At 62.6% G+C, this 20952-nt stretch carries 22 protein-coding genes; 8 read left to right on the top strand and 14 right to left on the bottom strand.

The window, feature by feature from the left end; genetic code table 11:
• Positions 1–114 precede the first annotated feature (114 nt).
• The 3 genes from CAF53_RS01930 to CAF53_RS01920 are packed head-to-tail and all read right to left on the bottom strand — an operon-like array spanning position 115 to position 2290.
• Complete coding sequence (locus CAF53_RS01930; protein WP_100237131.1) at positions 115–603, bottom strand: MSMEG_0572/Sll0783 family nitrogen starvation response protein; 489 nt, start codon at positions 601–603, stop codon at positions 115–117.
• 56 nt (positions 604–659) lie between these two features.
• Positions 660–959 (bottom strand): hypothetical protein, encoded by a 300-nt coding sequence (locus tag CAF53_RS01925; protein ID WP_100237130.1) that lies wholly within the window; start codon positions 957–959, stop codon positions 660–662.
• 2 nt (positions 960–961) lie between these two features.
• On the bottom strand, positions 962–2290 hold the full coding sequence (locus CAF53_RS01920) for an FAD-dependent oxidoreductase (RefSeq protein WP_100237129.1): 1329 nt from the start codon (positions 2288–2290) through the stop codon (positions 962–964).
• A 110-nt stretch (positions 2291–2400) separates the two neighbouring features.
• Between CAF53_RS01920 and CAF53_RS01915 the strand changes: the two genes are divergently transcribed.
• Positions 2401–2901, top strand: a complete 501-nt coding sequence (locus CAF53_RS01915) for an SRPBCC domain-containing protein (protein WP_242443360.1) — start codon at positions 2401–2403, stop codon at positions 2899–2901.
• A 55-nt stretch (positions 2902–2956) separates the two neighbouring features.
• Here the strand turns inward: CAF53_RS01915 and CAF53_RS01910 are convergent, their stop codons facing one another.
• Positions 2957–4225, bottom strand: a complete 1269-nt coding sequence (locus tag CAF53_RS01910; RefSeq protein ID WP_100237127.1) for an NADH:flavin oxidoreductase/NADH oxidase family protein — start codon at positions 4223–4225, stop codon at positions 2957–2959.
• A gap of 140 nt (positions 4226–4365) precedes the next feature.
• Here CAF53_RS01910 and CAF53_RS01905 point away from each other — a divergent pair, with 140 nt between their 5' ends.
• A complete protein-coding gene (locus CAF53_RS01905) occupies positions 4366–5001 on the top strand; it encodes a TetR/AcrR family transcriptional regulator (RefSeq protein ID WP_157801173.1) in 636 nt (211 codons plus the stop codon).
• Between the two features lie 88 nt (positions 5002–5089).
• Positions 5090–5509, top strand: a complete 420-nt coding sequence (locus CAF53_RS01900) for a pyridoxal-dependent decarboxylase (RefSeq protein WP_100237125.1) — start codon at positions 5090–5092, stop codon at positions 5507–5509.
• Between the two features lie 31 nt (positions 5510–5540).
• Here CAF53_RS01900 and CAF53_RS01895 read toward each other — a convergent pair whose 3' ends face one another.
• The 4 genes from CAF53_RS01895 to CAF53_RS01880 all read right to left on the bottom strand — a co-directional run bounded on the left by CAF53_RS01895 (position 5541) and on the right by CAF53_RS01880 (position 9425).
• The gene (locus CAF53_RS01895) at positions 5541–6716 is read right to left on the bottom strand and encodes a benzoate/H(+) symporter BenE family transporter (protein ID WP_100237124.1); all 1176 of its coding nucleotides are present in this window, start codon (positions 6714–6716) and stop codon (positions 5541–5543) included.
• An 8-nt stretch (positions 6717–6724) separates the two neighbouring features.
• Positions 6725–7699: a hypothetical protein gene (locus tag CAF53_RS01890; RefSeq protein WP_157801172.1), complete on the bottom strand. Its 975-nt coding sequence runs from the start codon at positions 7697–7699 to the stop codon at positions 6725–6727.
• 23 nt (positions 7700–7722) lie between these two features.
• Positions 7723–8055 carry a hypothetical protein gene (locus CAF53_RS01885; protein WP_100237122.1) on the bottom strand — a complete coding sequence of 111 codons (333 nt, stop codon included), beginning with the start codon at positions 8053–8055 and terminating at the stop codon, positions 7723–7725.
• Between the two features lie 92 nt (positions 8056–8147).
• Positions 8148–9425 carry an FAD/NAD(P)-binding protein gene (locus CAF53_RS01880; RefSeq protein ID WP_100237121.1) on the bottom strand — a complete coding sequence of 426 codons (1278 nt, stop codon included), beginning with the start codon at positions 9423–9425 and terminating at the stop codon, positions 8148–8150.
• A 130-nt stretch (positions 9426–9555) separates the two neighbouring features.
• Between CAF53_RS01880 and CAF53_RS01875 the strand changes: the two genes are divergently transcribed.
• Entirely contained in the window at positions 9556–10569 is a 1014-nt protein-coding gene (locus CAF53_RS01875) for a hypothetical protein (RefSeq protein WP_100237120.1), read from the top strand.
• 24 nt (positions 10570–10593) lie between these two features.
• On the opposite strand, the gene CAF53_RS01870 is transcribed toward CAF53_RS01875, so the two are convergent.
• From CAF53_RS01870 to CAF53_RS01860, 3 genes are all read right to left on the bottom strand, one after another.
• Positions 10594–10941 (bottom strand): RidA family protein, encoded by a 348-nt coding sequence (locus tag CAF53_RS01870; RefSeq protein WP_100237119.1) that lies wholly within the window; start codon positions 10939–10941, stop codon positions 10594–10596.
• Positions 10942–10974: 33 nt separating this feature from the next.
• Complete coding sequence (locus tag CAF53_RS01865) at positions 10975–11766, bottom strand: alpha/beta hydrolase (RefSeq protein WP_100237118.1); 792 nt, start codon at positions 11764–11766, stop codon at positions 10975–10977.
• Between the two features lie 112 nt (positions 11767–11878).
• A complete protein-coding gene (locus CAF53_RS01860) occupies positions 11879–12892 on the bottom strand; it encodes a nitrilase-related carbon-nitrogen hydrolase (protein ID WP_100237117.1) in 1014 nt (337 codons plus the stop codon).
• Between the two features lie 231 nt (positions 12893–13123).
• Between CAF53_RS01860 and CAF53_RS01855 the strand changes: the two genes are divergently transcribed.
• The gene (locus CAF53_RS01855; protein WP_100237116.1) at positions 13124–14056 is read left to right on the top strand and encodes a LysR family transcriptional regulator; all 933 of its coding nucleotides are present in this window, start codon (positions 13124–13126) and stop codon (positions 14054–14056) included.
• A gap of 22 nt (positions 14057–14078) precedes the next feature.
• On the opposite strand, the gene CAF53_RS01850 is transcribed toward CAF53_RS01855, so the two are convergent.
• Positions 14079–14303: a hypothetical protein gene (locus CAF53_RS01850; protein WP_157801171.1), complete on the bottom strand. Its 225-nt coding sequence runs from the start codon at positions 14301–14303 to the stop codon at positions 14079–14081.
• A gap of 214 nt (positions 14304–14517) precedes the next feature.
• Here CAF53_RS01850 and CAF53_RS01845 point away from each other — a divergent pair, with 214 nt between their 5' ends.
• Positions 14518–15906 carry a pyridoxal-dependent decarboxylase gene (locus tag CAF53_RS01845; RefSeq protein ID WP_197707331.1) on the top strand — a complete coding sequence of 463 codons (1389 nt, stop codon included), beginning with the start codon at positions 14518–14520 and terminating at the stop codon, positions 15904–15906.
• Between the two features lie 399 nt (positions 15907–16305).
• Here the strand turns inward: CAF53_RS01845 and CAF53_RS01840 are convergent, their stop codons facing one another.
• Both CAF53_RS01840 and CAF53_RS01835 read right to left on the bottom strand, forming a co-directional pair.
• Positions 16306–16932, bottom strand: coding sequence for a DJ-1/PfpI family protein (locus CAF53_RS01840; RefSeq protein WP_100237113.1), 627 nt, complete (start codon positions 16930–16932; stop codon positions 16306–16308).
• 373 nt (positions 16933–17305) lie between these two features.
• Positions 17306–18244 (bottom strand): Crp/Fnr family transcriptional regulator, encoded by a 939-nt coding sequence (locus CAF53_RS01835; RefSeq protein WP_242443359.1) that lies wholly within the window; start codon positions 18242–18244, stop codon positions 17306–17308.
• A gap of 87 nt (positions 18245–18331) precedes the next feature.
• Between CAF53_RS01835 and CAF53_RS01830 the strand changes: the two genes are divergently transcribed.
• Entirely contained in the window at positions 18332–18679 is a 348-nt protein-coding gene (locus tag CAF53_RS01830; protein ID WP_100237111.1) for a cupin, read from the top strand.
• A gap of 41 nt (positions 18680–18720) precedes the next feature.
• Positions 18721–20880 carry a nitric-oxide reductase large subunit gene (locus CAF53_RS01825; protein ID WP_100237110.1) on the top strand — a complete coding sequence of 720 codons (2160 nt, stop codon included), beginning with the start codon at positions 18721–18723 and terminating at the stop codon, positions 20878–20880.
• The last annotated feature ends 72 nt before the right edge of the window (positions 20881–20952 follow it).

The following is a 20952-nucleotide window of genomic DNA, read 5'->3' as shown; positions in this document are numbered from 1 at the left end:
TGAGGAAACCGATGCGAAATCTCGAGATCTTCGGCGGAGGATAACGTACGATCGACAAAGAAAAAGCAGCAAGCCTGACCCGGCTTGCTGCTTTCCATGGATTGGAGACCGGGCTCAGACGGTCCAGGTCGAGAAGATCAGGGCGCGGTCGCGCCATGCCTGGATATTGATATCGAGCACGTCGAGCGGGTTGATCGGGATGACACCGGGGATCAGATCGTCCTCGCGCATGCCGTACAGCGCGCCCATGGCGAAGCGGCAGGCATAGATCTTGGCGCCCTCGTCCATCAGAGTCTTGAGCTGACGATTATACTGGAGATTGCCGGCGAAGGCTTCCTGGCCCACCGCCGGATAGCCGCGCGTCGCCGCAGCCATCAGGACGCCCGGACCATAGAGCACGAACGACAGCTCGAAGCCCTTGCGCTGCAGTCGCGTCGCAGTCAGCATGTTCACGAAGCCCACCGAACCCTCGAACGGGACGGTGTGCATGAGGATCAAGGCCTTGTCGCCTTCATTGGCCTTGAGATCCGGGAAGACCTTCTCTTCCACATTGAAGAGGATATCGCCTTCCTTCGCAGCAGGGATTGTCACTGTCTTCGGCATAGTTCTCTCCTTACGAAAATCGTTCGGGCGTCGCCCGAGGGTGGTGGTTCAGCGGTTCATTTCGTGGGCGGGCGGTCGACCCCGTTGATCCGCACGAACGGGTGGGGCGGACGGGGACGGGGGCTCGGCTTTGGCCAGGTCCGGCGATGGCTACCCGGCATGGCGTGGATCAGATACTGACGCAGCCCGTCGGGCAGCACCTTGTAGGTCGGCACGAAAATGTAGCGCCAGAACCGATCCTTGATGGAGCGCGGCTTGCCGTAGACCGTAATGCCGTTCTTCCGGCCGATGCGCTGCTGCGCGTCGGCAAGGAGATATTGCTGCGAGTTGGTGCGCAGCCATTGCGAGAACGACATGCTCACTTCCCCATATTCTGCTGGACGGCCAACGCGGCCATCTGGATCGGCTCGTTGAGCGCGCCGATCGCGGGCGAGTAGACATTCTCCATCGTCGCGAGATCGTCGATCGTGATGCCGGCGCGAACAGCGACCGCCAGGAAGTCGGCGCGCTCCTTCACGCCTTCGCCGCCGACGATCTGCGCGCCGATCAGGCAGCGCGTGCCCGGGTCCGCCAGAAGCTTCACCGTGATCGGCTTGACGCCCGGATAGTAACGCGCGCGGGTGATCCCCTTGGCGACACCACTGACGAAGTTCATGCCGACCGCGCTGGCCGTCGTTTCGCCGAACGACACGCCACCGATCATCCATTCGCCGGCGAGCATCGCCCAAGGCACATAGACCGGCTGATATTCGCGAACGCCGCCGCCGGCGTTGATGCCAGCGGTCTTGCCCTGCGCGTAAGCGTGGCTTCCCGAGAGGCCCTGCAGCGGCACGCCGGAAACCCCATGCGGAATCTCAGTGCAGTCGCCCGCCGCGTAAACGTCCGGAGCCGAAGTCTGCATGCGGGCATCGACGATGATGCCGCCGGTGCCGCCCAGCTCGATCCCGGCGGCGCGCGCCAGATCGCTATTGGGAACCTTGCGGGTGCCGATGATCGCCAGTTGCGCCTCGACGCGACCGGCGGTGGTCTCGACGTAGGAAAGGGTGCCGTCACCACCGAACGCGGTCACCTGCTCGCCCCAGAGCGTGGTCACGCCCGCTTCCGCCCAGCCGGCGCGGACCGGATCGACGATATCGGGATCCACCACTTCGGCCATCGGCCAGGGGCCGGGATCGACCACCGTTACCTTGATGCCGCGGTGAACCAGGGCAGTCACCATCTCGACCGCGATCAGGCCGCACTCGACCACCACGGCGGACTTCACCGTATCAAGGAAGGAATCCCACTCCCTGGCGCGCTGGATGTTCTTGACCCGGTAGATGCCCTTGAGCTCCCCGCCGGGCAGCTCGGGATCGCGATAGTTCCAGCCGGTGGCTAGGACCAGCTTGTCGTAGCGAACCTCGCCTTCGCCCTGCACCTTGATGGTGCGGCGCTTGGTATCGATGCTCTCGACCGTGGTCTCGTAATGCACATCGATGCCCTGCTCCTGATATTGCTGCTTCGTCGCGAGGAACAGACGATCGAACGACTCGATCTCCTTGCCATGGACGAAGGGAATGCCGCAGGGGCTGTAGGCGACGTCTTCGAACTGCGTGTAGACAACCATCTCGGCAGAAGGATCGGTACCCAGTGCCGCACCCGCAGCACCTAGACCAGCAGCACCACCACCAATTACAACAATCTTCATAATGCGATCCTCGCCTCGCGCTTGCCCTTGTATCGTATAGGGAATGATTTTTTCCGAAAGTAGATATAGGGTCAAATTCCGTCAAGAGGAATGCGGGCATCGGAACGTCGTTGGCGTGCGACGCCGTGCAGGTTAGGAGCACAGCGACCATGAACTTCTCGACGCACACCACCTCTCGAATTATCCTCGCGACCCAACGCGCGATTTTCCGGGCTTTTCTCGATCCCGAAGTGATCGTGAACTGGCGACCACCATCGGGCATGACCGCCGAAATCCATGGATTCGATCCTCGGCCAGGCGGCGGATATCGCATGACGCTGACCTATGAGGATGCGAGCATCGGCACCGGAAAGTCGGCCGCCGAGCGCGATGTCGTCCTCTCGCGCTTCATCGAGATCTATCCTGAGGAACGAATCGTCGAGTCGATTTCGTTCGAGACGAAGGATCCGGCATTTTCGGGCACGATGACGCTGACCACCACCATGCGACCGGTGACGGGCGGCACTAAGGTGACCTTCCTTGCCGAGAACGTGCCCGTTGGAATCGCCGAGGCGGATCACCTCAAGGGCATGGACTCGACGCTTCGCAACCTTGCCAACCTGCTCGAATAGGCTTTTCGCCGCTCAGGGCTGCCGAGGTCCAATAACGTGTTCGCCTCGGATCAAGCTATTTCCGCGAACCGGCACTGCCGGCCATCCCGCGGTGCATGAGGAGCGCCGCGAGATTATTAGCCTCTAGCTCCACGAAGGCATTGAATGCCGCCTCGCCGTCAAGAGAGAGGTCGGGGGCGAGACCGTCGCCCATCCGCTCGAGCTGCATGTTGTTCCAGGGCAGGAAATGAAAGATCTGAAATCGCGTCTCGTAGCTCGGTAGACGGTCGATCTCTCCCGATAGCAAGCGCTTCGGACCCTGTGGGTCGGCGATCATCGGCCGGCCGATACCGATGAGATCAAGTTCCTCCTTTTCGAGGGACTCGATCATCGCGGCGGCAGAGCGGAAGCCGCCATCGACCATCACCGGCATCGTGGCGACATCCCGAATCTCCTTCGTGAAGTTCACGAAATATGCCTCGCGCGCGATCGTGCTCTGACGGGGGCCGTCCTCGCCCTCCTCCTTGAGGGTGATCCCCATCACCTTGGGCTGCTCCAGCGAACCTCCCGACACTTCGAGCAGGTCCAAGCTTGTGCCGTTCAGCACCTTGACCAGGGCGACGCATTCGGCGCTCGTGAAACCGCCCTTCTGAAAGTCGGACGAATTGAGCTTGATGCCGATCGGGAAATCCGATCCGACCGCCTCGCGCACCGCCCGGATCGCCTCGATAAGAAAGCGCGAACGGTTCTCCAGCGAGCCGCCCCAACGATCTTCGCGACGGTTGCTGAGCGGACTGAGGAACTGGGAGATCAGATATCCATGCGCGGCATGCAACGTGACGCCGGTGAAGCCTGCATCGCGAACCTGCGCGGCGGCATAGGCGAATTGCTCGATCGTCCGGCCGATTTCGGCCTCGTCCATCGCGCGCGGAGGGGCGAAGTTGAAGCCGGCGCCGCGGATCACGTCGACCTCGACAGCAGAGGGCGCGAGCGGAGCGGGATTGATGGCGGCATCGACCTGCCTGCCCGGATGGCTGAGCTGCGCCCAGAAATGCGCGCCGCCGGATTTCCCCGCTGCCGCCAGCCGTGCGAGCTGCTCGCTTCCGCCGTCGTCCTCGATCACGATATTGAGCGGGCGCTCAAGATGGTCGCGATCGACCTGGATATTCCCACTGAACAACAGGCCCGCGCCGGATTGCGCCCAGCGTTGATAGAGGGCCTCCAAACGCGGTGTCGAATGATGATCGAGATCGGCCATGCCTTCGCTCATCGCCGTCTTGGCTATGCGGTTCTCGATGGTCGCCCCACAAGGAAGCGAAAGCGGGCGGGTAAGTGGTTCGAGCATCGACACACTGTTCTCCGTTCAGCCGACGAAGACGCCCTTGCGGGAACCTCACGCCAGCCCTAGTTATTAACGACAGCACCTGCTGTCGTTAATACGACAGTGAACGCTGTCGTATGGGTTGTCAAGAAGTTGGGACGTGGATGGTCAAGACCTGGTCGGACGACAATCCGAAAGCACGGCTGATGGAGCGCAAGCGGACGCAGATCGTCGATGCCGCGCTCAAGGCGTTCCTGGAATCCGGCTACGCCGAGGCGTCGGTCAATCACATCGCGGACGCCGCCGGGGTGTCGATCAAGACGCTCTATCGCCATTTCGAAAGCAAGGCCGAACTGTTCACCGCGGTCATGGAAGCCGCGTGCGGCGATCCGCAGGATGCGCCCGCTGAACCGGCCTGGTATAGCGAGCCGCCGGAGACCGCGCTCCCGGTCTCGGGCGAACTCTATTTGCGCCACGCGTTATCGCCGGCGCAACTCGCGCTCTTCCGTGTCGTCGTACGCGACGCGCACCGCTTTCCCGAGATTGGGCGGCGCTATCACGAGCAGACAATCGGCTTCGCCGAGGCGCGCCTCTCTGGTTATCTTGATCGGTGGAAGGACCGGCATTCCTGGTTCATCCGGGATCAGCGGCTTGCGGCCCAAACCTTCATCCAATTGCTGAAAGCTGGTTTCGATGACGTGATGCTGGGTCTTCGCGCGCCGCTGGACGAAGAGATCGTGGAACGCGCGCGCCATTCCTCCTTCGTCATGTTCCTGCTCTTCGAGGCGGGTCGCCTGTAGCTTCTTCTCGTCCTTGCATGCGCGGTGACGAAGGAACGCGCTGAGGAGGACCGACCACGCCCGCCTCGCGGGCGACGAACCGTCCGACATGGCGTCCGCGATATCGTCCGAGGTCGTCTATGCGCCGGCATCCGCGTCCGCCCAGCAGGATATCACCCTTGAATTCTCGCGCCGCGCGCGTGGGATTTCTATCTGGGCGGCGCTGCGCGCACTCGGTCGCGATGGCCTTCGCGAACTGGTCGACCGCAACATTGCCCAAGCCCAGCATGTCGCGGCGCGCCTCGAGGCCGAAGGCTACGAGATATTGAACGCCGTGGTGCTGAACCAAGTGCTAGTGCGAGCCGGCGACGACGAGCGTACCCAGCAGATTTGCAGCGCCGCCCACGCGTCCGGCGTCGTCTGGTTCGGCCTCACCCGCTGGCGCCTTTCGAGCTGGCGCACCGGCCAGGAGAATCTCGACCGGCTCGTTGAGCTTCTTGCCGGCCTGCTTCGGGACGCGAGGGACTAAGCGGCTCCCGGGATTACGGCGCCGGGCAGGGTCAAGCCACTGCCCTGCGCCGCAACAGTGCCCGCGCGCCAAGGGCCGCAAAACCGGAAAGCAGTCCCCAGAACGCCGCTCCGAGCCCAAAAAGCGCGATGCCGGATCCTGTCGCGAGGAAGGTGACGATCGCCGCGTCGCGCTCGTCCTTCGCGGCAACGGCAGTCTCAAGCACGCCAACCAGCGCCGGAATCAGGGCAATTCCGGTCAGGGCCGCGATCACGTCATGCGGGAGAGCGAGGAAGAAGCGGACGAGCAGCGGCGCTAACAGCGCCAGGACGAGATAGCAGCCGGCATATAGGACACCGACCGTCCACCGCCGTGCCTGATCGGGATGCGCTTCCTCGCTGGTGCAGATCGCCGCCGTGATCGCCGCGAGATTGACGGCATGAGCGCCGAAAGGTGCCGCCGCGAGGGAGGCGAGGCCCGTCCCGGCCAGCAGCACCCCTGGCTTCGGACGGTAGTCCGCCGTTCGGAGCACGACCAGACCTGGCAGGTTCTGCGAGACAAGCGTCACGAGAAAGAGGGGAAGCGCGATGCTGATGATCGCCCGGACATCGAAGTGGGGCACCGTCAGCGACAAGGTCCCAACCGTGGCTCCAGCGGGCAGCGGCCCAATATCGCCTCTCAGGGCCGATAGGAGAGCGCCCGCCGCCAACACCAGCAGCAACGCATAAAGCGGCACCCGCTGGCGGGCGGCCAGAAAGACGACCACGATGACCGTCACCAGCAGCGGGTCGGTGCCGCCGATCTTGAATAGCCCCAGGCAGAAGGGGAGGAGGACGCCGCCCAGCATGGCGGATGCCACCGACGCCGGAATCCGCTCGGCGAGCCGGCCGAGCGCCGGCACGGCACCGAGGCAGACCATCATCGCGCCACTGGCCAGGAACGCCCCGATCGCAACGGGCCAGGCCTGGCCGGGCGTCGAAGCCGCGAGCAATGCCGCGCCTGGCGTCGACCATGCGAGTACGATGGGCATGCGCAATCGAATGGAAAGCGCAGCGCTCCCGATCGCGATGCCAAGGCAGAGCGCGGTGACGGCCGAGCCGGTCTGCTCGACGGACGCGCCCAGCGTCCGCATCGCTTGCACCACCAACGCGACGGTCCCGCCAAAGCCAATGAGGGCGGCGATAAAGGCGGAAGACCAAGCGTGAAGCGGAGGAAGGAACCGAGGCATCCGGTCCCCTAACGTCGCGGGCGCCACCTCACCACCCGCATTGCAATTTCAAGCGGCGCATGATGTGAAAACCGCCGCTGGAGTGGATCAGCGTGGACCGGCAGCACGATCTCAGGCTGCGGCGGCCTCGCGATAGGGGGCTCGACCTCGATCCACTCCATATCGATCGAGAATACACGATTCATGACCGGGAAGAAGACGTTCCAACGGTCTTCGAACACAGCATCGACGATGACGACGAAGTCCGGGAAATCGCGTCCCTGGAGCGCCTTTTCGAGCGCCTGAGCGATCAAGACATGGTTGGTGAGCGCGATATCGGCAAATTCGAGGACCAGAATCGTCCTGTCACCCTCGGCGCGGCATGCCGATAGCTTCGGCAGCTTGCGATCGAGCGCGGTCGTGATGCGCTCCAGCCGCAAATCTTCAAGGTCTGTTCCGACCGAGCGAACGAGAAACAAGGCGCTGTCATGGCGGCCGGTCTCCGACCAATGGACTCGCCGGCGCAGCGTCAGCTCGAGGCCGTCGATTTCGGTCGATCGCTCGCCCTCATAGCCATGCGGATGACGAGTGCGATCCTCGCGGTGGGGGGCCGCCCCGTGGAGCTCCGTTCCCATCTCGCGTGCCCAGGCGATGATCCGTTCGCGCAGCGCCGCGTGGGTCCGCCGATGACGGCCGGCGGTCGGATGGACCGGGAACTGCAACGTATAGGTGCCGGGCGAGGGCATGCTGCCGTTAAGAGCCGCCTCGATCGGTGCGGCGAAGGCGTGGAACTCGGATCCGGTGCGGATCTGGTCGGTGAAGGGCTCGACCAGGGTATGCTCCATCGCGAAGCGGCGACCGTCGAGCCCGAAGCGGCATTCCACCGGTGGCCCGATCCCATCGACCTCGGGAAACCGGACATCGTCCCGAATGCCGCCGGTGTCCTCTTCGAGGAGGCGGATCACCGCTTCGCAGATGCCAGCTTCGTTCTTCCGCACCGCCATCATTCGCCTCCGGCGCCGCGGACTTACTCAGCCGGCGCCAATTCCTTTTTCTTCGTGGCCTTCACAGCCGCCTTCTTCGATGTCGCGGGCTTGGCCGCAGCCACCTTCTTGCGCCCGATCGGCACTGGCTTCACTCGTCTGACCTCGCGTTGCAGGCTGACCTCGCGTAGCCCCGAGGCGATATCGGCGCGCAGCTTCTCGCCGCTATTATCGGCGATCCATTCCGCAAGCTTCCGGCTGATCGCCGAGCGGATCAAGTCGCTCTTCGTGACGTTGAGCTCATGCGCGAGCTGCCGAAGCTGTGCATCCTCGCCGGCCCGGACATATACCGACCGCATCACCAGATCCTCGGCCATGGCCAATCTCCTCGCATGTTAGCATCGCTCGCCATTGTGGCGTATATACGTATATATGTGATGGTGTGGCTATCACAAGCCGTCTTGCGTGTTTATTCCAGATAACCGTCGAGCACGGACTTGGCGACGAGGCCCAGGCAGCCGAGCGTGCCCATCCCCGGCCCATGTGCTAGGCTCGCGAGCACCGGCACATGCAGGCCTTCGCCGAGATTGGCACCCGGTCCAAAGGAAAGATTGGGAAGCATATTTTCCGCGGCTGTCTCCCGTAACGCCGCCTGCGCGGGAGCGAGCAGCCCGGCTCGAGCGGGCTCGTCGACAAGATTCAGCAGCGACCACGAGTCAAAGCCAATGGCATTGATCACGCAGTCCGCTTTCACGGGGTGGGTAGGGCGTCGATCATACTCAAGATCGACTTTCAGCTCCGACCCGTCCCAGGATATATTCGTGGCATGGCCGTGGACGAACGCGATGTTCCGCGCGTTGTCGATGATCGACTTGTTTCGCTGGGATATCACGCCGTTTTCGGTTCGCTCCGCAAGCTTCTTTCGATCCGCGAGGCTGAGCTCCCGCCAGTCTGTAGGATCGGAGAACCATCGCCGCTCGGCATAGCCGTCGCCACGGGCAAATAGCGTGCCCATCGGGCTGATGCTGCGGATCGTGGCATCGCTGCGCTCGCTCAACGCATGGCTCAACCACGCGATGATCGCCCCCGCCGCGCCACCGGCGCCGACGACCGCGATCTCGCCGAACTCCAAGACGTCTTCCCGCGCGTCCCAGAAGGTCTCAGCGTCGAAGATCCGCCCATCCGGAATGCCCACGGCCGAGCGGAGTGGGCGCGCCTGACCGGTACCCGTCAGCACGACGGCATCGGCATAGCTTGTGCGAGTGGCGGGTCCATCCCGATACCGGATGTGCCAGCCACCTTTTGCTTGGGGCGCCACGTCGAGGACCTGCGCCTCGACCACGCCTTGACCGGCCTGAAGGAAGACCCAGGCGAGATACTCCGCCCAGAGCCGATGAGCAGGGTAATCGCGCCCGCGATCAACCCACTCTGCATATTGCCCATCCGCCACCAGGAAGCTCGACCAGGAGAAGCGCCCGTAGAGTATCGGCGCGATAGCCTTGCCGTCGTGGCGAGGCAACACGTCGGCATAGGGAAAGCCGACATCCTTCTCGGCCGGCGAGCAAAGGGTGAGATGGCCACTGGAGAAACCATCATCGCCACTCCAGGCGGAGCCTACGCCGTTCTTCTCGTAGACATCGATTTCGGGGACTTTGTTATCGCCGAGCAGATCGCGCAGCACCGCAGCGCGCGCAACGATCGCGGCCGCTTTGGGACCACCTCCGACGATCGCCAGCTTCTTCGGCATTCTTCCCCCCCCCCCCCCCCAAGGCGCTATCTTTCCCTATGGCATCGGACAAGAAGGTTTGACCAGCGAACGACCAATGTTCAAGGTCGGCGAATTGCGTCGCCCAAAAACATCGGCATAGGGGAGAGCCATGTTCGACCTCATCCAACTAGTCGAACGATCCGGCGCGACAATTCATGCCGATTTTCAGCGTTGGTTCGAAGCCATTCCAGCGGCAGCGGTTTGGAACATCCTGTCCGATTACAGCGTGGGCGACGGCGCGAAGCAGAACGATGCGTTCTCCTTCGTCGTCCTGCTCAATCATGACACATATGCGAATATCGCATCCTACGTCGCGGCCGCTGCCCCGTCCGACATCAAATCGACTCGCACACCCTCCGAAGGGCTGCTCGATTATCTGAGCTGCCCGGTCGCCTTCAGCGTCAATTTCGTGGTCGAGCGCGACAGCGTCTATCTGCGCAACCTGGTCACCCAGAGCATGATGCATGGGCTGACTGGCGCCCTGCGCGGTCTGGTACGAGAGTGGGGGGAAGCCGAGCCGCCCAACGCGGCCTTCTATGAAGCGCTCGATGGCCGCCTCAGGCGGCTCGAGGTCGAACTCGCGCGCCGCCAGCCGTCGCTCAACCTGCTCCGCCAGATATTCCTCGTCGCCGCCTTCGCCTCAGTCGTGCTCGGGATCGTCAATGATGCGAAATCGCCCCTGGGAGTGCGTTGGATAAGCGATCGCGACGCGATGTTCGATCGGCACGGCGGTATCGCCTTCGATCTCGCCTGGATATTCTTCCAGGCGATGCGTCGCCATAAAGGCGGAGTAATCGACCAAAGGCGACCGGAGATCGCCTTTGGTACGCCCGGCATGGACGGCATCAACGAATATGCCGAGTTCATCCGATTGCCCGATCTGCTCGCGGGGACGTTGGCCGACATGAAGCTCCCGCAGATGATGTTCACCCACCGCAAATTCGTGCCGGTGTTTCACCGCTTGTTCGTCGACACGCCAAATAACGCGGTGATCGAACTCGTTGCACGGCCGGATGGCGTGACGTCGCGCCGCCTCGCATTCGGCCATCCGCCCGCCGGTGCGTCGACCGTGCGCCGGAGCAGCGAGCCGGCGGCAACGCCCGGCGCCGATGCCGATCCATAGGATCGCCCGGCGCTGGCCGCCGGCCTACTGGACCGCCGCGGTGACGATGATCTCGACCTTCCAGTCCGCACGGGCAAGCTGTGCCTGTGCTGTCGCGCGCGCAGGTGCTGGAGCGCCATCGAGCCAAGCTTCCCAAGCCTGGTTCATCGCGCCATAATCAGCAATGTCGGCGAGCCAGATCGTCGCCTGGAGAAGGCGCGATCGATCCGCGCCCGCTTCGCCAAGAAGCTCGTCGATCTTCTCGAGGACGGCACGTGTCTGGGTCGCCACATCCTCGCCCGGAGCGCCAACCTGACCGGCGAGATAAACGATGCCTTTATGGATGACCGCTTGGCTCATGCGACGGCCGGACTTCAGACGCTCAATCTCCATCGGAAAATCTCCTCTTGCTCCGGGTGGGGCTAGCTAGGCGCTGGCTTCGATGTCCGCTCCGGAAAGAAAGCCCGCGAGCAGCGCGTTGAAGGCCGTCGGATCCTCGAGATAGGGCAGGTGCCCGCAATCGGGCAGTCGGACGATCGAGGAATCCTTGAGGAACCCGTGCAGCTCTTCCACGCAATAGGGCGGCACGAAACCATCCCGCTCGCCACGCACGAGCAACGCCGGGCAGCGGACGTCCGCGAGCTCCGGACGCTGGTCGAAATCAATCAGTTCCTGGAACCGTGCGCGGATATGCCGCGGATCGATACTGTCGAGCGATTTCAGGAACCCCCGGACGATCGCCCGGTGCCCGGTCACGCCCATGGCGGCGAGCAGTTGTTCGGCCCAAGCGCGACCACCATCCGGCTGGAGGAGCAGATCGTAGAGCGCGAGCCGCGCCCGCCGGTCTGCTGGAGTCAGATGAACGAAGGCATTGACAACCGCGATACGCTCAACGCAGCTCGGAAACCGTGCAGCGAACATCAGTCCAGCGCGGGCTCCCTTGGACAGACCGCATATCGCAATCCTGTCGGCGCCGAGATGCGCGCACAACGCCTCGATCGCCTCCCAATAGCGCGTGAATGGGACGTCGCGCCCGCCCGACCGGCCATGGCCGGGCAGATCCAGCGCGACGACACGGTACGAAGACGCAAACGCCTTTCGCTGGAGCACCCAGTTCTCGGCATTGCCGCCAAGGCCATGAAGAAAGAGAAGGAGCGGGCCCCTCCCTTCGATCGTGCAGGACAGCGTGTGTCCCTGATGTGAGAAGCTTTCGATCATGGTCCAGACTGTCCGGCCGCGTGCGATAGTCGCATAGACCTATGCGGTGCGACAACGACAAGTCGCGCGCACCATGCCAGGGGGATGGCATGGTGCGCGCGAACCCGCTAGGTCAGGCTTCCGCCTGCGCGGGGGAGACGGCGTCGGTGCCCGCCACGTTGAGCGCCTTGGATATCTGGTCCGGCGTCAGGTCCTGGGCGGTCACGGCGGGGGACGTCGCCGGGTTGGTCATCAGCAGCCGCAGCAGCTCGGGGCGCGAGAAGTGGCCGACCGAGTCCATCAGACGCTTGCGGCCGAGGTTCAGGTCCATGTTGAGGTCGGCGATCAGGATACCCTCGCCCGAGGTCAGCGGCGGCACGACATGTCGGCCTTCGGGATCGATGATCGCGGTGATGCTGCCGCCGCGGATCATGTCCGCCGCACCGTGCTCGCCTGAGATCTCCGCAATCTGCGCCTCGGTGAGCCACCCTGTCGCGTTGACGACGAAGCAGCCGCTCTCCAGCGCATGGTTCCGGATCTGCACTTCGGTCTGGTCCGCGAAGGTAGGGCCGAACAGCGCGCCAGGGAACATCGAGACGTGGATGTCTTCATGCTGCGCCATCAGCGCGTAGCGAGCGAGTGGATTGTAATGCTCCCAGCAGATAAGACCGCCCACGCGGCCGACCGCGGTGTCGATCACCTTCAACGTCGAGCCGTCGCCCACGCCCCAGATCATGCGCTCGTGATAGGCAGGCGAGAGCTTGCGATGCTTGAGGCGAAGCGTGCCATCGGCGTCGAAAATCAGCAGGCTATTGTAAAGCGTGCCGTGATCGCGCTCGTTGATGCCGATCGAGATAACGACGTGGTGCTGGCGCGCGGCAGCAGACAGTGCCTCCGTGACCGGGCCGGGCGCAACGACGCCATTCTTGTAGAGGCGGAGGTGCTCGTCGCCGATCAGCGCCGGACCGTGCACGATTGAGAAATAGGGATACCAAGGGAGGAACGTCTCGGGGAAGACGACGAGCTCAGCGCCCTTCGAGGCCGCTTCCGAGACCGCGGCGAGTACGCGATCGACGGTGTTCGCCAGTGTATCCAGCGCCGGAGCGATCTGAACGGCCGCAGCGCGGACGGTACGGGAATCTGTCATTGGTGGCCTTTCCTTACGAACGGAGCATGCGAGATCGACCGATCGCGCAAACCTTCGGGCAATCGGACCAGCGAGTGTCGGCGCGAGGAGATTGCTCCGATTTTCCCACTCAGGGCAGCTTCAGCCGCACGATCCACACCGATGACCTCGGGTTCGTGTTGGATTTTGGTGAATTCCAGAAGAATAGGGAATATAGACTTTGCTGAAATGATTTTTCCGGAATCGTGAATAATGGACACATTGCGCGCCATGCAGGTCATCGTCGCCATCGCCGAGCAAGGCGGGTTCGCGACCGCCGGACGTCAACTCGGCCTCTCGGCTCCGGCCATCACCCGCATCGTCACCGAACTCGAGACCCAACTCAATGTGAAGCTCGTCGCACGGACCACCCGCAGCGTCCGGCTTACCGAGGCCGGACAGCGCTATGTCGACGATGCGCGCCGCATTCTCTCGGCGGTGGATGACGCCGGCGACGCCGCCCGCGGAATCCATGGGGAATTGCGCGGTCGCGTCAATGTCACCGCGTCCATTCTCTTCGGGCGTCTTTTCGTGTCGGATCTGCTTGTCGAATTCCTCCGCCTCCATCCCGGCATGGAGATCGCGACGCTCTATGTCGATCGGGTGGTTCAGCTTTCGGACGAGAACCAGGACATCGCGGTCCGGGTCGGAGCGCTCGCCGATTCCAGCCTTCGCGCGGTCCGCGTCGGCGCGGTTCGGCGGATCGTCTGCGGCGCGCCTTCCTATCTCGAGGTTCACGGTATCCCGCAGCGGCCGGAAGATCTGGACGCGCACGAGACCATCGGCATCACGGCACTCGGAGCTGGGTTGAATTGGCAGTTCGGAAGGGGGGGAGAGGCGTTCACCAAGAGGGTCCGTCCAAGGTTCTTCGTGAACTCCCACGAGAGCGGCATTACTGCGGCTGAGGCTGGTTTCGGACTGACCCAGGCCTGCTCAGATCAAATCGCCCACCAACTGCGCGCGGGTTCGCTCAAGGCGATCCTCACCGACTGGGAAGCTCCACCCTTGCCAGTCCATATCCTCCACCGCGAAGGAGATCGCATCTCCGCGCGCGTCCGCGGTTTGGTCGATCATCTGACCGACGGGCTGCGCGCAAAACTCGAGATACTGGTTCGCTACGAGCTTGAACCGGAAACCGTGACTTAATGCGACTCGATAGAAGTCATCATCACGAGGCTGGCAGGGCAACGATACGCGAGGCAGAGGGCAGCGTTGTCGACATCTCGAAGATCCGCCATTCGATCTCGGGTTGTTCGACATGGCGCAGTTCGCCCATAGCTGGCTTCAGCCAGCGCTTCGAGATCCTCAACATCAGCCCGATCCGCGTCGTGAGGGCATGCGTCACACCGCTGATCGACGCCTGGGGCGACGCGGAGACTACGGCCTTCGGCAATCGATCCAACGATTTCCTCGATGCATGGGCCGCGAGGGGAAGCATAAGGTATTCCGCTGGAGATCCCGGGCAAGAATCACTTCGATGTTCTGGACGGCTTTGAGACGGTCGATGGGACATTGACGCAGGCGCTCCTCTCTCTAAATCGATGGAAGGGGACGCGCAGAAAGGGTTGCCTCAGGCGACCCGGAATCACTCACCCATGGAGTATGTGTTGGAACAATTGAATGGCGTCGCAGGTACGGCTGATGGCGACGAAATCAACCTGTTGCAAGCTGCTGACGAACGCGCGCGTTCCTACACAGCTACGATCGGCAACCGCCGCGCCTGGCCGGCACCCGAGGCCCTCGGAGCACTCTCAGCGTTTCAGGAGGATTTCCCCGAACACGGGACGACGGCTACGGACACACTGCGGCTTCTCGACGATATCGGCTCTCCCGCGACATCCGCGAGCACGGGCCCCAACTATTTCGGCTATGTAATCGGTGGCGTTCTCCCGGCCGCCGCTGCCGCCGAGCGGCTAGTGCTCGCTTGGGACCAGCGCGCATCGACGTTCGACAGCTCGCCGGTCTCCGACGTGATCGAGACACAGGCGGCTCGCTGGATTTTGGAAGCCCTAGACCTTCCCCGGTCCGCCGGGGTGGGCTTCGGCACGAGTGCCACTGCCTGCACCATCGCCTGTCTCGCAGCAGCCCGCCGGGCGCTGCTCGCGCGTGCTGGCTGGAATTGGGACCGCCACGGCGCACAAGGCGCGCCGGTGGTGAGGGTCATGCTGCCGGAGACGGCGCATGTGGCCGTCATCAAGGCGCTTCGCATTCTGGGCTTCGGTCTCGACAATCTCGTGCGACTGCCGGTCGACGGATCGGGCCGTGCGATCGTCGAGCAAGTACCCGATGCGGACGATCTGACAATCCTATGCCTTCAGGCGGGCGAGGTGAACACCGGTAGCTTCGATGATTTCGCCAAGCTCATCCCCATGGCGCAGGCGCGTGGGGCGTGGGTGCATGTCGATGGGGCGTTCGGCCTTTGGGCGCGCGCTTCGTCCTCTCGGGCGCTGTGCGATGGCGTGGAGTGGGCGGACAGTTGGACGGCGGACGGCCACAAATGGTTGAACACGCCCTATGACGGTGCCTTCGCTATTTGCCGGGAAGCGAACGACATGGCGACCGCGATGTCCTCCGAGGCGGTATACGCGCCGACCTCCGCCTCCGCGCAGCAGAACCTGACACTCGAGTTCTCGCGTCGCGCTCGCGGCATCCCGATCTGGGCGGCATTGCGGACGCTAGGCCGAGATGGCCTTCGTCAACTCGTGGACCGCAACATTTCGCAGGCGCAGCATGTCGCTGAACGTCTCCGAGCCGAAGGCTATGAGATTCTGAATGATGTGGTGCTGAACCAGGTGCTGGTGCGCGCGGACGACGACGAGCGCACCCAGCGCATTTGCCGGGCCGCTCAGGCTTCCGGTGTTGCTTGGTTCGGTATGACCCGATGGGAAGGACGCCCGGCGTTCAGGCTGAGTTTCTCAAGCTGGCGCACGAACCAGGAAAATCTCGACAAGCTCGTCGCGCTATTGGTTGGACTGTTGCGTGACGTGAAAAACTGAAGCGCGATACGGATGTCCGCGGCGGTTGGGCCGCCGCGGATTCGATCGAGGCAGATGCCGATCGGTTTCGAGTGGGTGGGTACGTGCGCGGTCTGCCAGGGATCGCCAGACAGAATGAGATGACCACTCGCAGCGTCCGGCTCACAGAGGCAGGCGAGCACTATATCGATGATGCGTTTCGCGTCCTTGCGGCGGGTCGACGATGTCGGCGAACCCCAGCAGAGGTCGATGAGTGGATCGGCTCGACTGGAAGGGGCCGACACAACACCCGCCTCCATGAACCTTTTCATCGAGGCCGAAGGCACCTTCGGGTTTCGGCTAGCGTGCGAAAGGCCCGATCGAACCCGGATACGCGCTGTCAATAGTCGGACGGCCATCCGCCAGACCGCTATTTCAAGCTCAGGGCACCTGAGGCGTGCGACGCCACGATTCCGCGGGTTCTGGGATCCGCATCAGTTTGCGGATATGATCTGAGTTCGCTTGCGATGTTAGGGTTGTCAGCAGTTCAAAGGCAACCTCGATCGCGGTGCCTGGACCAGTCGAGGTAATCAACGTGCCGTCGACGACAACGGCTTCGTCGACAAACTGCGCTCCATAACCTTCGAGCTGAGCTCGCCGCTTGCCGCCGATCTGGTGATAAACCGTAGCGCGTCGGCCATTCAACACTCCAGCTGCACCCAATGATAGGGATGCGACGCAAACGGCCGCCACGGTTTGCTGCCTCTCCACAAATCTGCGAATAATGTCGGTAAATGGCTGCGACAAAGCGTCGTTATAGAAGCCCGCACCTTCAAATCCCCCTGGAACGGCAACGGCATCAAATCCGTCCAGATCAAGGTCTGCCACCAGTGCCTGGGGCAAAACTGAGAATCCGAATGTCGCCTTGAGCGGCGACCGCAAGCCTGCAGAAACGAGCTCTATTCCCTCTTCTCCATCAAGATTCGCCCAGCCGAGAACATCGGTAAATCCGGCTGCTTCCAGGGGCTCAAATCCGTCAGCAAGTAACAATAGAACACGCTTTGTCATCGTACTTCTCTCAAAAAATGCATATTATTCATTATAGGGTATGTGCCACCATCTATGGTAGTGCTGTAATAGCAGTATTTCGGAATACTGAATTTCATATCTGTGAATAATGAGGGTAATGTTTCCGCCCTTTACACTGCCGGCGGCACACGTTGATCAGAGGACAGAGAACGCATCCTCCCTCGTGGAAAACGTCAGTCTTCCTGAGTTCGCTTGAACGCTCTGCTTTCTTCAATGCGTGGATAGGTGACGATTCGGAATCCGTCGCGGCTGTTGGTTGTGATAGATGGCGCAATGAACGCAAGGCTGCTGCGGTCTGGTTCATCGAGGCGGAAGGCGCCGCTGGGCTCGGCTTCGCTTGGCATCGGTTGACCTAATGCCCGGCAGCACCGTCGGCGATCTCACGAATCTTATCGAGAGATAGCAGGACCAATTGTTGATTATGGCTCGCAATCAAGCCACGCCGTTCCCACCCTGCAACGACCCGGCTGGCGGTATGGAGCGTAGTGCCGGCAATATCGGCGATATCCTTGCGCCGCAGGGGAAACTCGATCCGGATGCCGTCATTCATTCGTCTTCCGGCTTGGTCGGCTAGCCTTAGCAAGGCCCGCGCGATCCGTCGGTCGACGTTCTGCGTGGCAAGCTCGCGCAACCTTTCCTGCGCTTCGCTCAACCGCGTGCCGAGAATGGCGGTCATATTGATCGCAATCGTGGAATGCTGCCGCATCAGCTCCAGGAGATCGACGGGACTCCAGCTGATCTCGATCGAATCAACCATCGTCGTTGCGTCGGCGGGATAGAGGCCATCGGTCAACAAAGGAACACAACCGAAAATTTCGCCCGGACCAATGAACCGGACCAGTATCTCGCCGCCGTCGCTCCCCGACTGGGTAATCCGGACACTCCCAGACAATAGGGCGTGTGCACGGCCGGCCGGCTGTCCCTGGTCAAAGACCCGTACGTCACGGGGGATATCCCGCTTGCGCGCGATCGCAACCGCTTGCGCTCGTACATCCGGCGGCAACGCCGTGAACAGCGCGATGCCCGAGATCGGATCTGCGCTAACGGGATTCCGAGCAATCATGGCTTCCTTGTAAGAGCGGGTTCGCAAAAGTGGAGCAGTTTGCGCCAGCGCAACCTCGAATCCCTCGACTATGCTAGATTCGGGCAGCGGCTGGAACGAAAACCGTCTAGCGGAAAATAACGGCTGAGGTATCGCAATGCTCTGTCCAGAATGCGGTGAAGTGATCGGATCGGGCCCGCTTGATTTGCGACATCCTGTGTCGTGCGAACGAAACAGCGCTCCGCTCAAGACCGCAACCCAGCGATTTTTTGCGGAACTCTCAAGGCTGATAGGCGGCGTAAGCCGCGCGATGCGCGCAGCGCAGGCGGACTGATTGTGGCGCTGCCGCATTCCCGACCAGGAGAGGTGTTTCGCCTGGCACCGCTCGGCGATAAGACCACACGGACTGTGGCGTTGGCACGCACACCATCCTTCGAGGCCGTTCACCTGGTCATTCGCGCCGGCCAATCAATCGCACCGCACCACGTTGCCGGTTCGATGACGCTTTACTGTATTGCGGGTCATGTACGCTTTGAGGGTAGCACGCCGCCGGAGCTTCGAACCGGCGACTGGCTCTTCCTCGATCCGGGTGCCCCGCACGCGGTAGAAGCGATCGTCGACAGTTCCTTGCTTCTGACGATCATGTTCGATGAATCCCATGGCGGAGGGCCTGAACCGGCCTGAGCGACTGGTACGACGCGGTGGTAACGACAGGGGGGGAAACAGTGGGCGAGTATCGCAAGCTTTGGTGGACTTTGATCGCGGTCCTGGCCGTGACCTTCACGATATTGGGCGTATCGGGCGTTGAAGTCTATCGCAAGGCTCCACCTATCCCCGCCAGGGTCGTCACGCCCTCCGGCTCGGTGCTAATGACCCATGACGACATCCTGGCGGGTCAAGCGGCCTGGCAAAGTACAGGTGGGATGGAACTCGGCTCGATCTGGGGCCACGGCGCCTACCAGGCTCCTGACTGGAGTGCCGACTGGCTCCATCGCGAACTGGTCGCATGGCTGGATCTCGCCGCGTGGGAGACCTACGGCAAGGCGTTCGATACGCTGGGTGTCGAGCAGAAGGCCGCGCTGACCTATCGCCTGCGGCAGGAATATCGCCACAACGGCCATGATGCCGCGACAGGCGTCCTCACGGTGTCGGATCGCCGCGCCCGCGCGATCGCGCTGACTGCCGACCATTATAGCCGGCTCTACGGCAATGATCCCGCGCTTCAGGAGATGCGCGATAATTATGCGATGAAAGAGGGGACGCTCCCAAGCCCGGAAAGCCGCGCCAAGCTCGCCGATTTCTTCTTCTGGACGGCCTGGGCCGCCGCGACGGAACGGCCCGGGACGGTCGCCACCTACACCAACAACTGGCCACCCGAACCGCTGATCGGCAACCAGCCGACGCCGGAGAACATCCTCTGGTCGCTTGCCTGCGTCGTCATCCTGATCGCGGGCGTCGGCACGCTGATCTGGGGCTGGGCGTTCCTGCGCCGTCACGACGATACGCCGCTCGTCGCGGCGGACAGGGACCCGCTGACGCTGGCCGCGCTCACCCCGTCGCAGCGATCGCTCGGCAAATATCTGTTCGTCGTCGCCGCGCTGTTCATCTTCCAGGTTTTCATCGGCGGCTTCACCGCGCACTACACGATCGAAGGACAAAGCTTCTACGGCATCGATGTCTCGCAATGGTTTCCCTATGCGCTGACCCGCACCTGGCATGTGCAGAGCGCGATACTATGGATCGCGACGGCGTTCCTCGCCGCCGGTCTGTTCCTTGCGCCGGTGATCAACGGCGGTGACCCCAAGTATCAGAAGCTCGGCGTCGACATCCTGTTCTGGGCGCTGATCCTTGTCGTCGCCGGATCCTTCATCGGCAATTTTCTAGCGCTCTCGCATGCCTTGCCTGCCAATCTCAGTTTCTGGTTCGGGCATCAGGGATATGAGTTCCTCGACCTGGGCCGCGTATGGCAGATCGCACTGTTCGGCGGGCTGCTGTTCTGGCTTACGTTGATGCTGCGCGGCATGCTGCCGGCGCTGCGCGCGAAGGATGGAGGCGACAAAAGCCTGCTGGCGCTGCTCACCGTCTCCACCGTCGCGATCGGTCTCTTCTACGGCTCGGGACTGTTCTACGGCGAGCGCACCCACATCACGATCATGGAATATTGGCGCTGGTGGGTCGTCCACCTGTGGGTGGAGGGCATTTTCGAAGTGTTCGCCACCGCTGCGATCGCCTTCATCTTCGCCTCCATGGGCCTGGTGTCACGGCGGATCGCGACCGCCGCCAGCCTCGCTTCGGCCTCCTTGTTCATGGTGGGCGGCGTGCCTGGCACTTTCCACCACCTTTATTTTTCGGGCACGACCACGCCCATCCTGGCGGTCGGCGCGGCGTTCAGCGCGCTTGAGGTGGTGCCGCTGATCGTGCTCGGCTACGAAGCATGGGAGCGCTGGAGCCTGCGCAATCACGCCCCCTGGATGCGCGCGATGCGCTGGCCGCTGATGTGCTTCATCGCGGTCGCCTTCTGGAACATGCTGGGTGCCGGCGTCTTCGGCTTCATGATCAACACGCCGGTCGCACTGTTCTACCTTCAGGGGCTGAACACGACCGCGGTCCACGCCCACGCGGCGCTGTTCGGAGTCTATGGCTTCCTGGCGCTCGGGTTCACCCTTCTGGTGCTGCGCTACATCAGGTCCGACATCGCCTTCAACGAGCGGCTGATGCAGACCGGCTTCTGGGGGTTGAACGCGGGGCTAGTGCTGATGATCTTCACCAGCCTGCTTCCGGTTGGCCTGTTCCAGTTCGAAGCCAGTGTCACCACCGGCATGTGGTATGCGCGCAGCGACGCGTTCCTCCAGCAAGGCTTTCTTGAGACTGTTGATTACCGTTGAGAAGTGACCCGGGAAGGGCCGATATTTCCACTGAGAAGTGACCCATGTTGAACTCACCCCTGGCATTGACGA

The organism is Sphingobium sp. LB126 (genome assembly GCF_002795205.1).
GTDB classification, from domain to species: Bacteria; Pseudomonadota; Alphaproteobacteria; order Sphingomonadales; family Sphingomonadaceae; genus Sphingobium; species Sphingobium chungbukense.
Note: the sequence above shows the minus strand (reverse complement) of the source record. Positions and strands in the feature narration are given on the sequence as shown.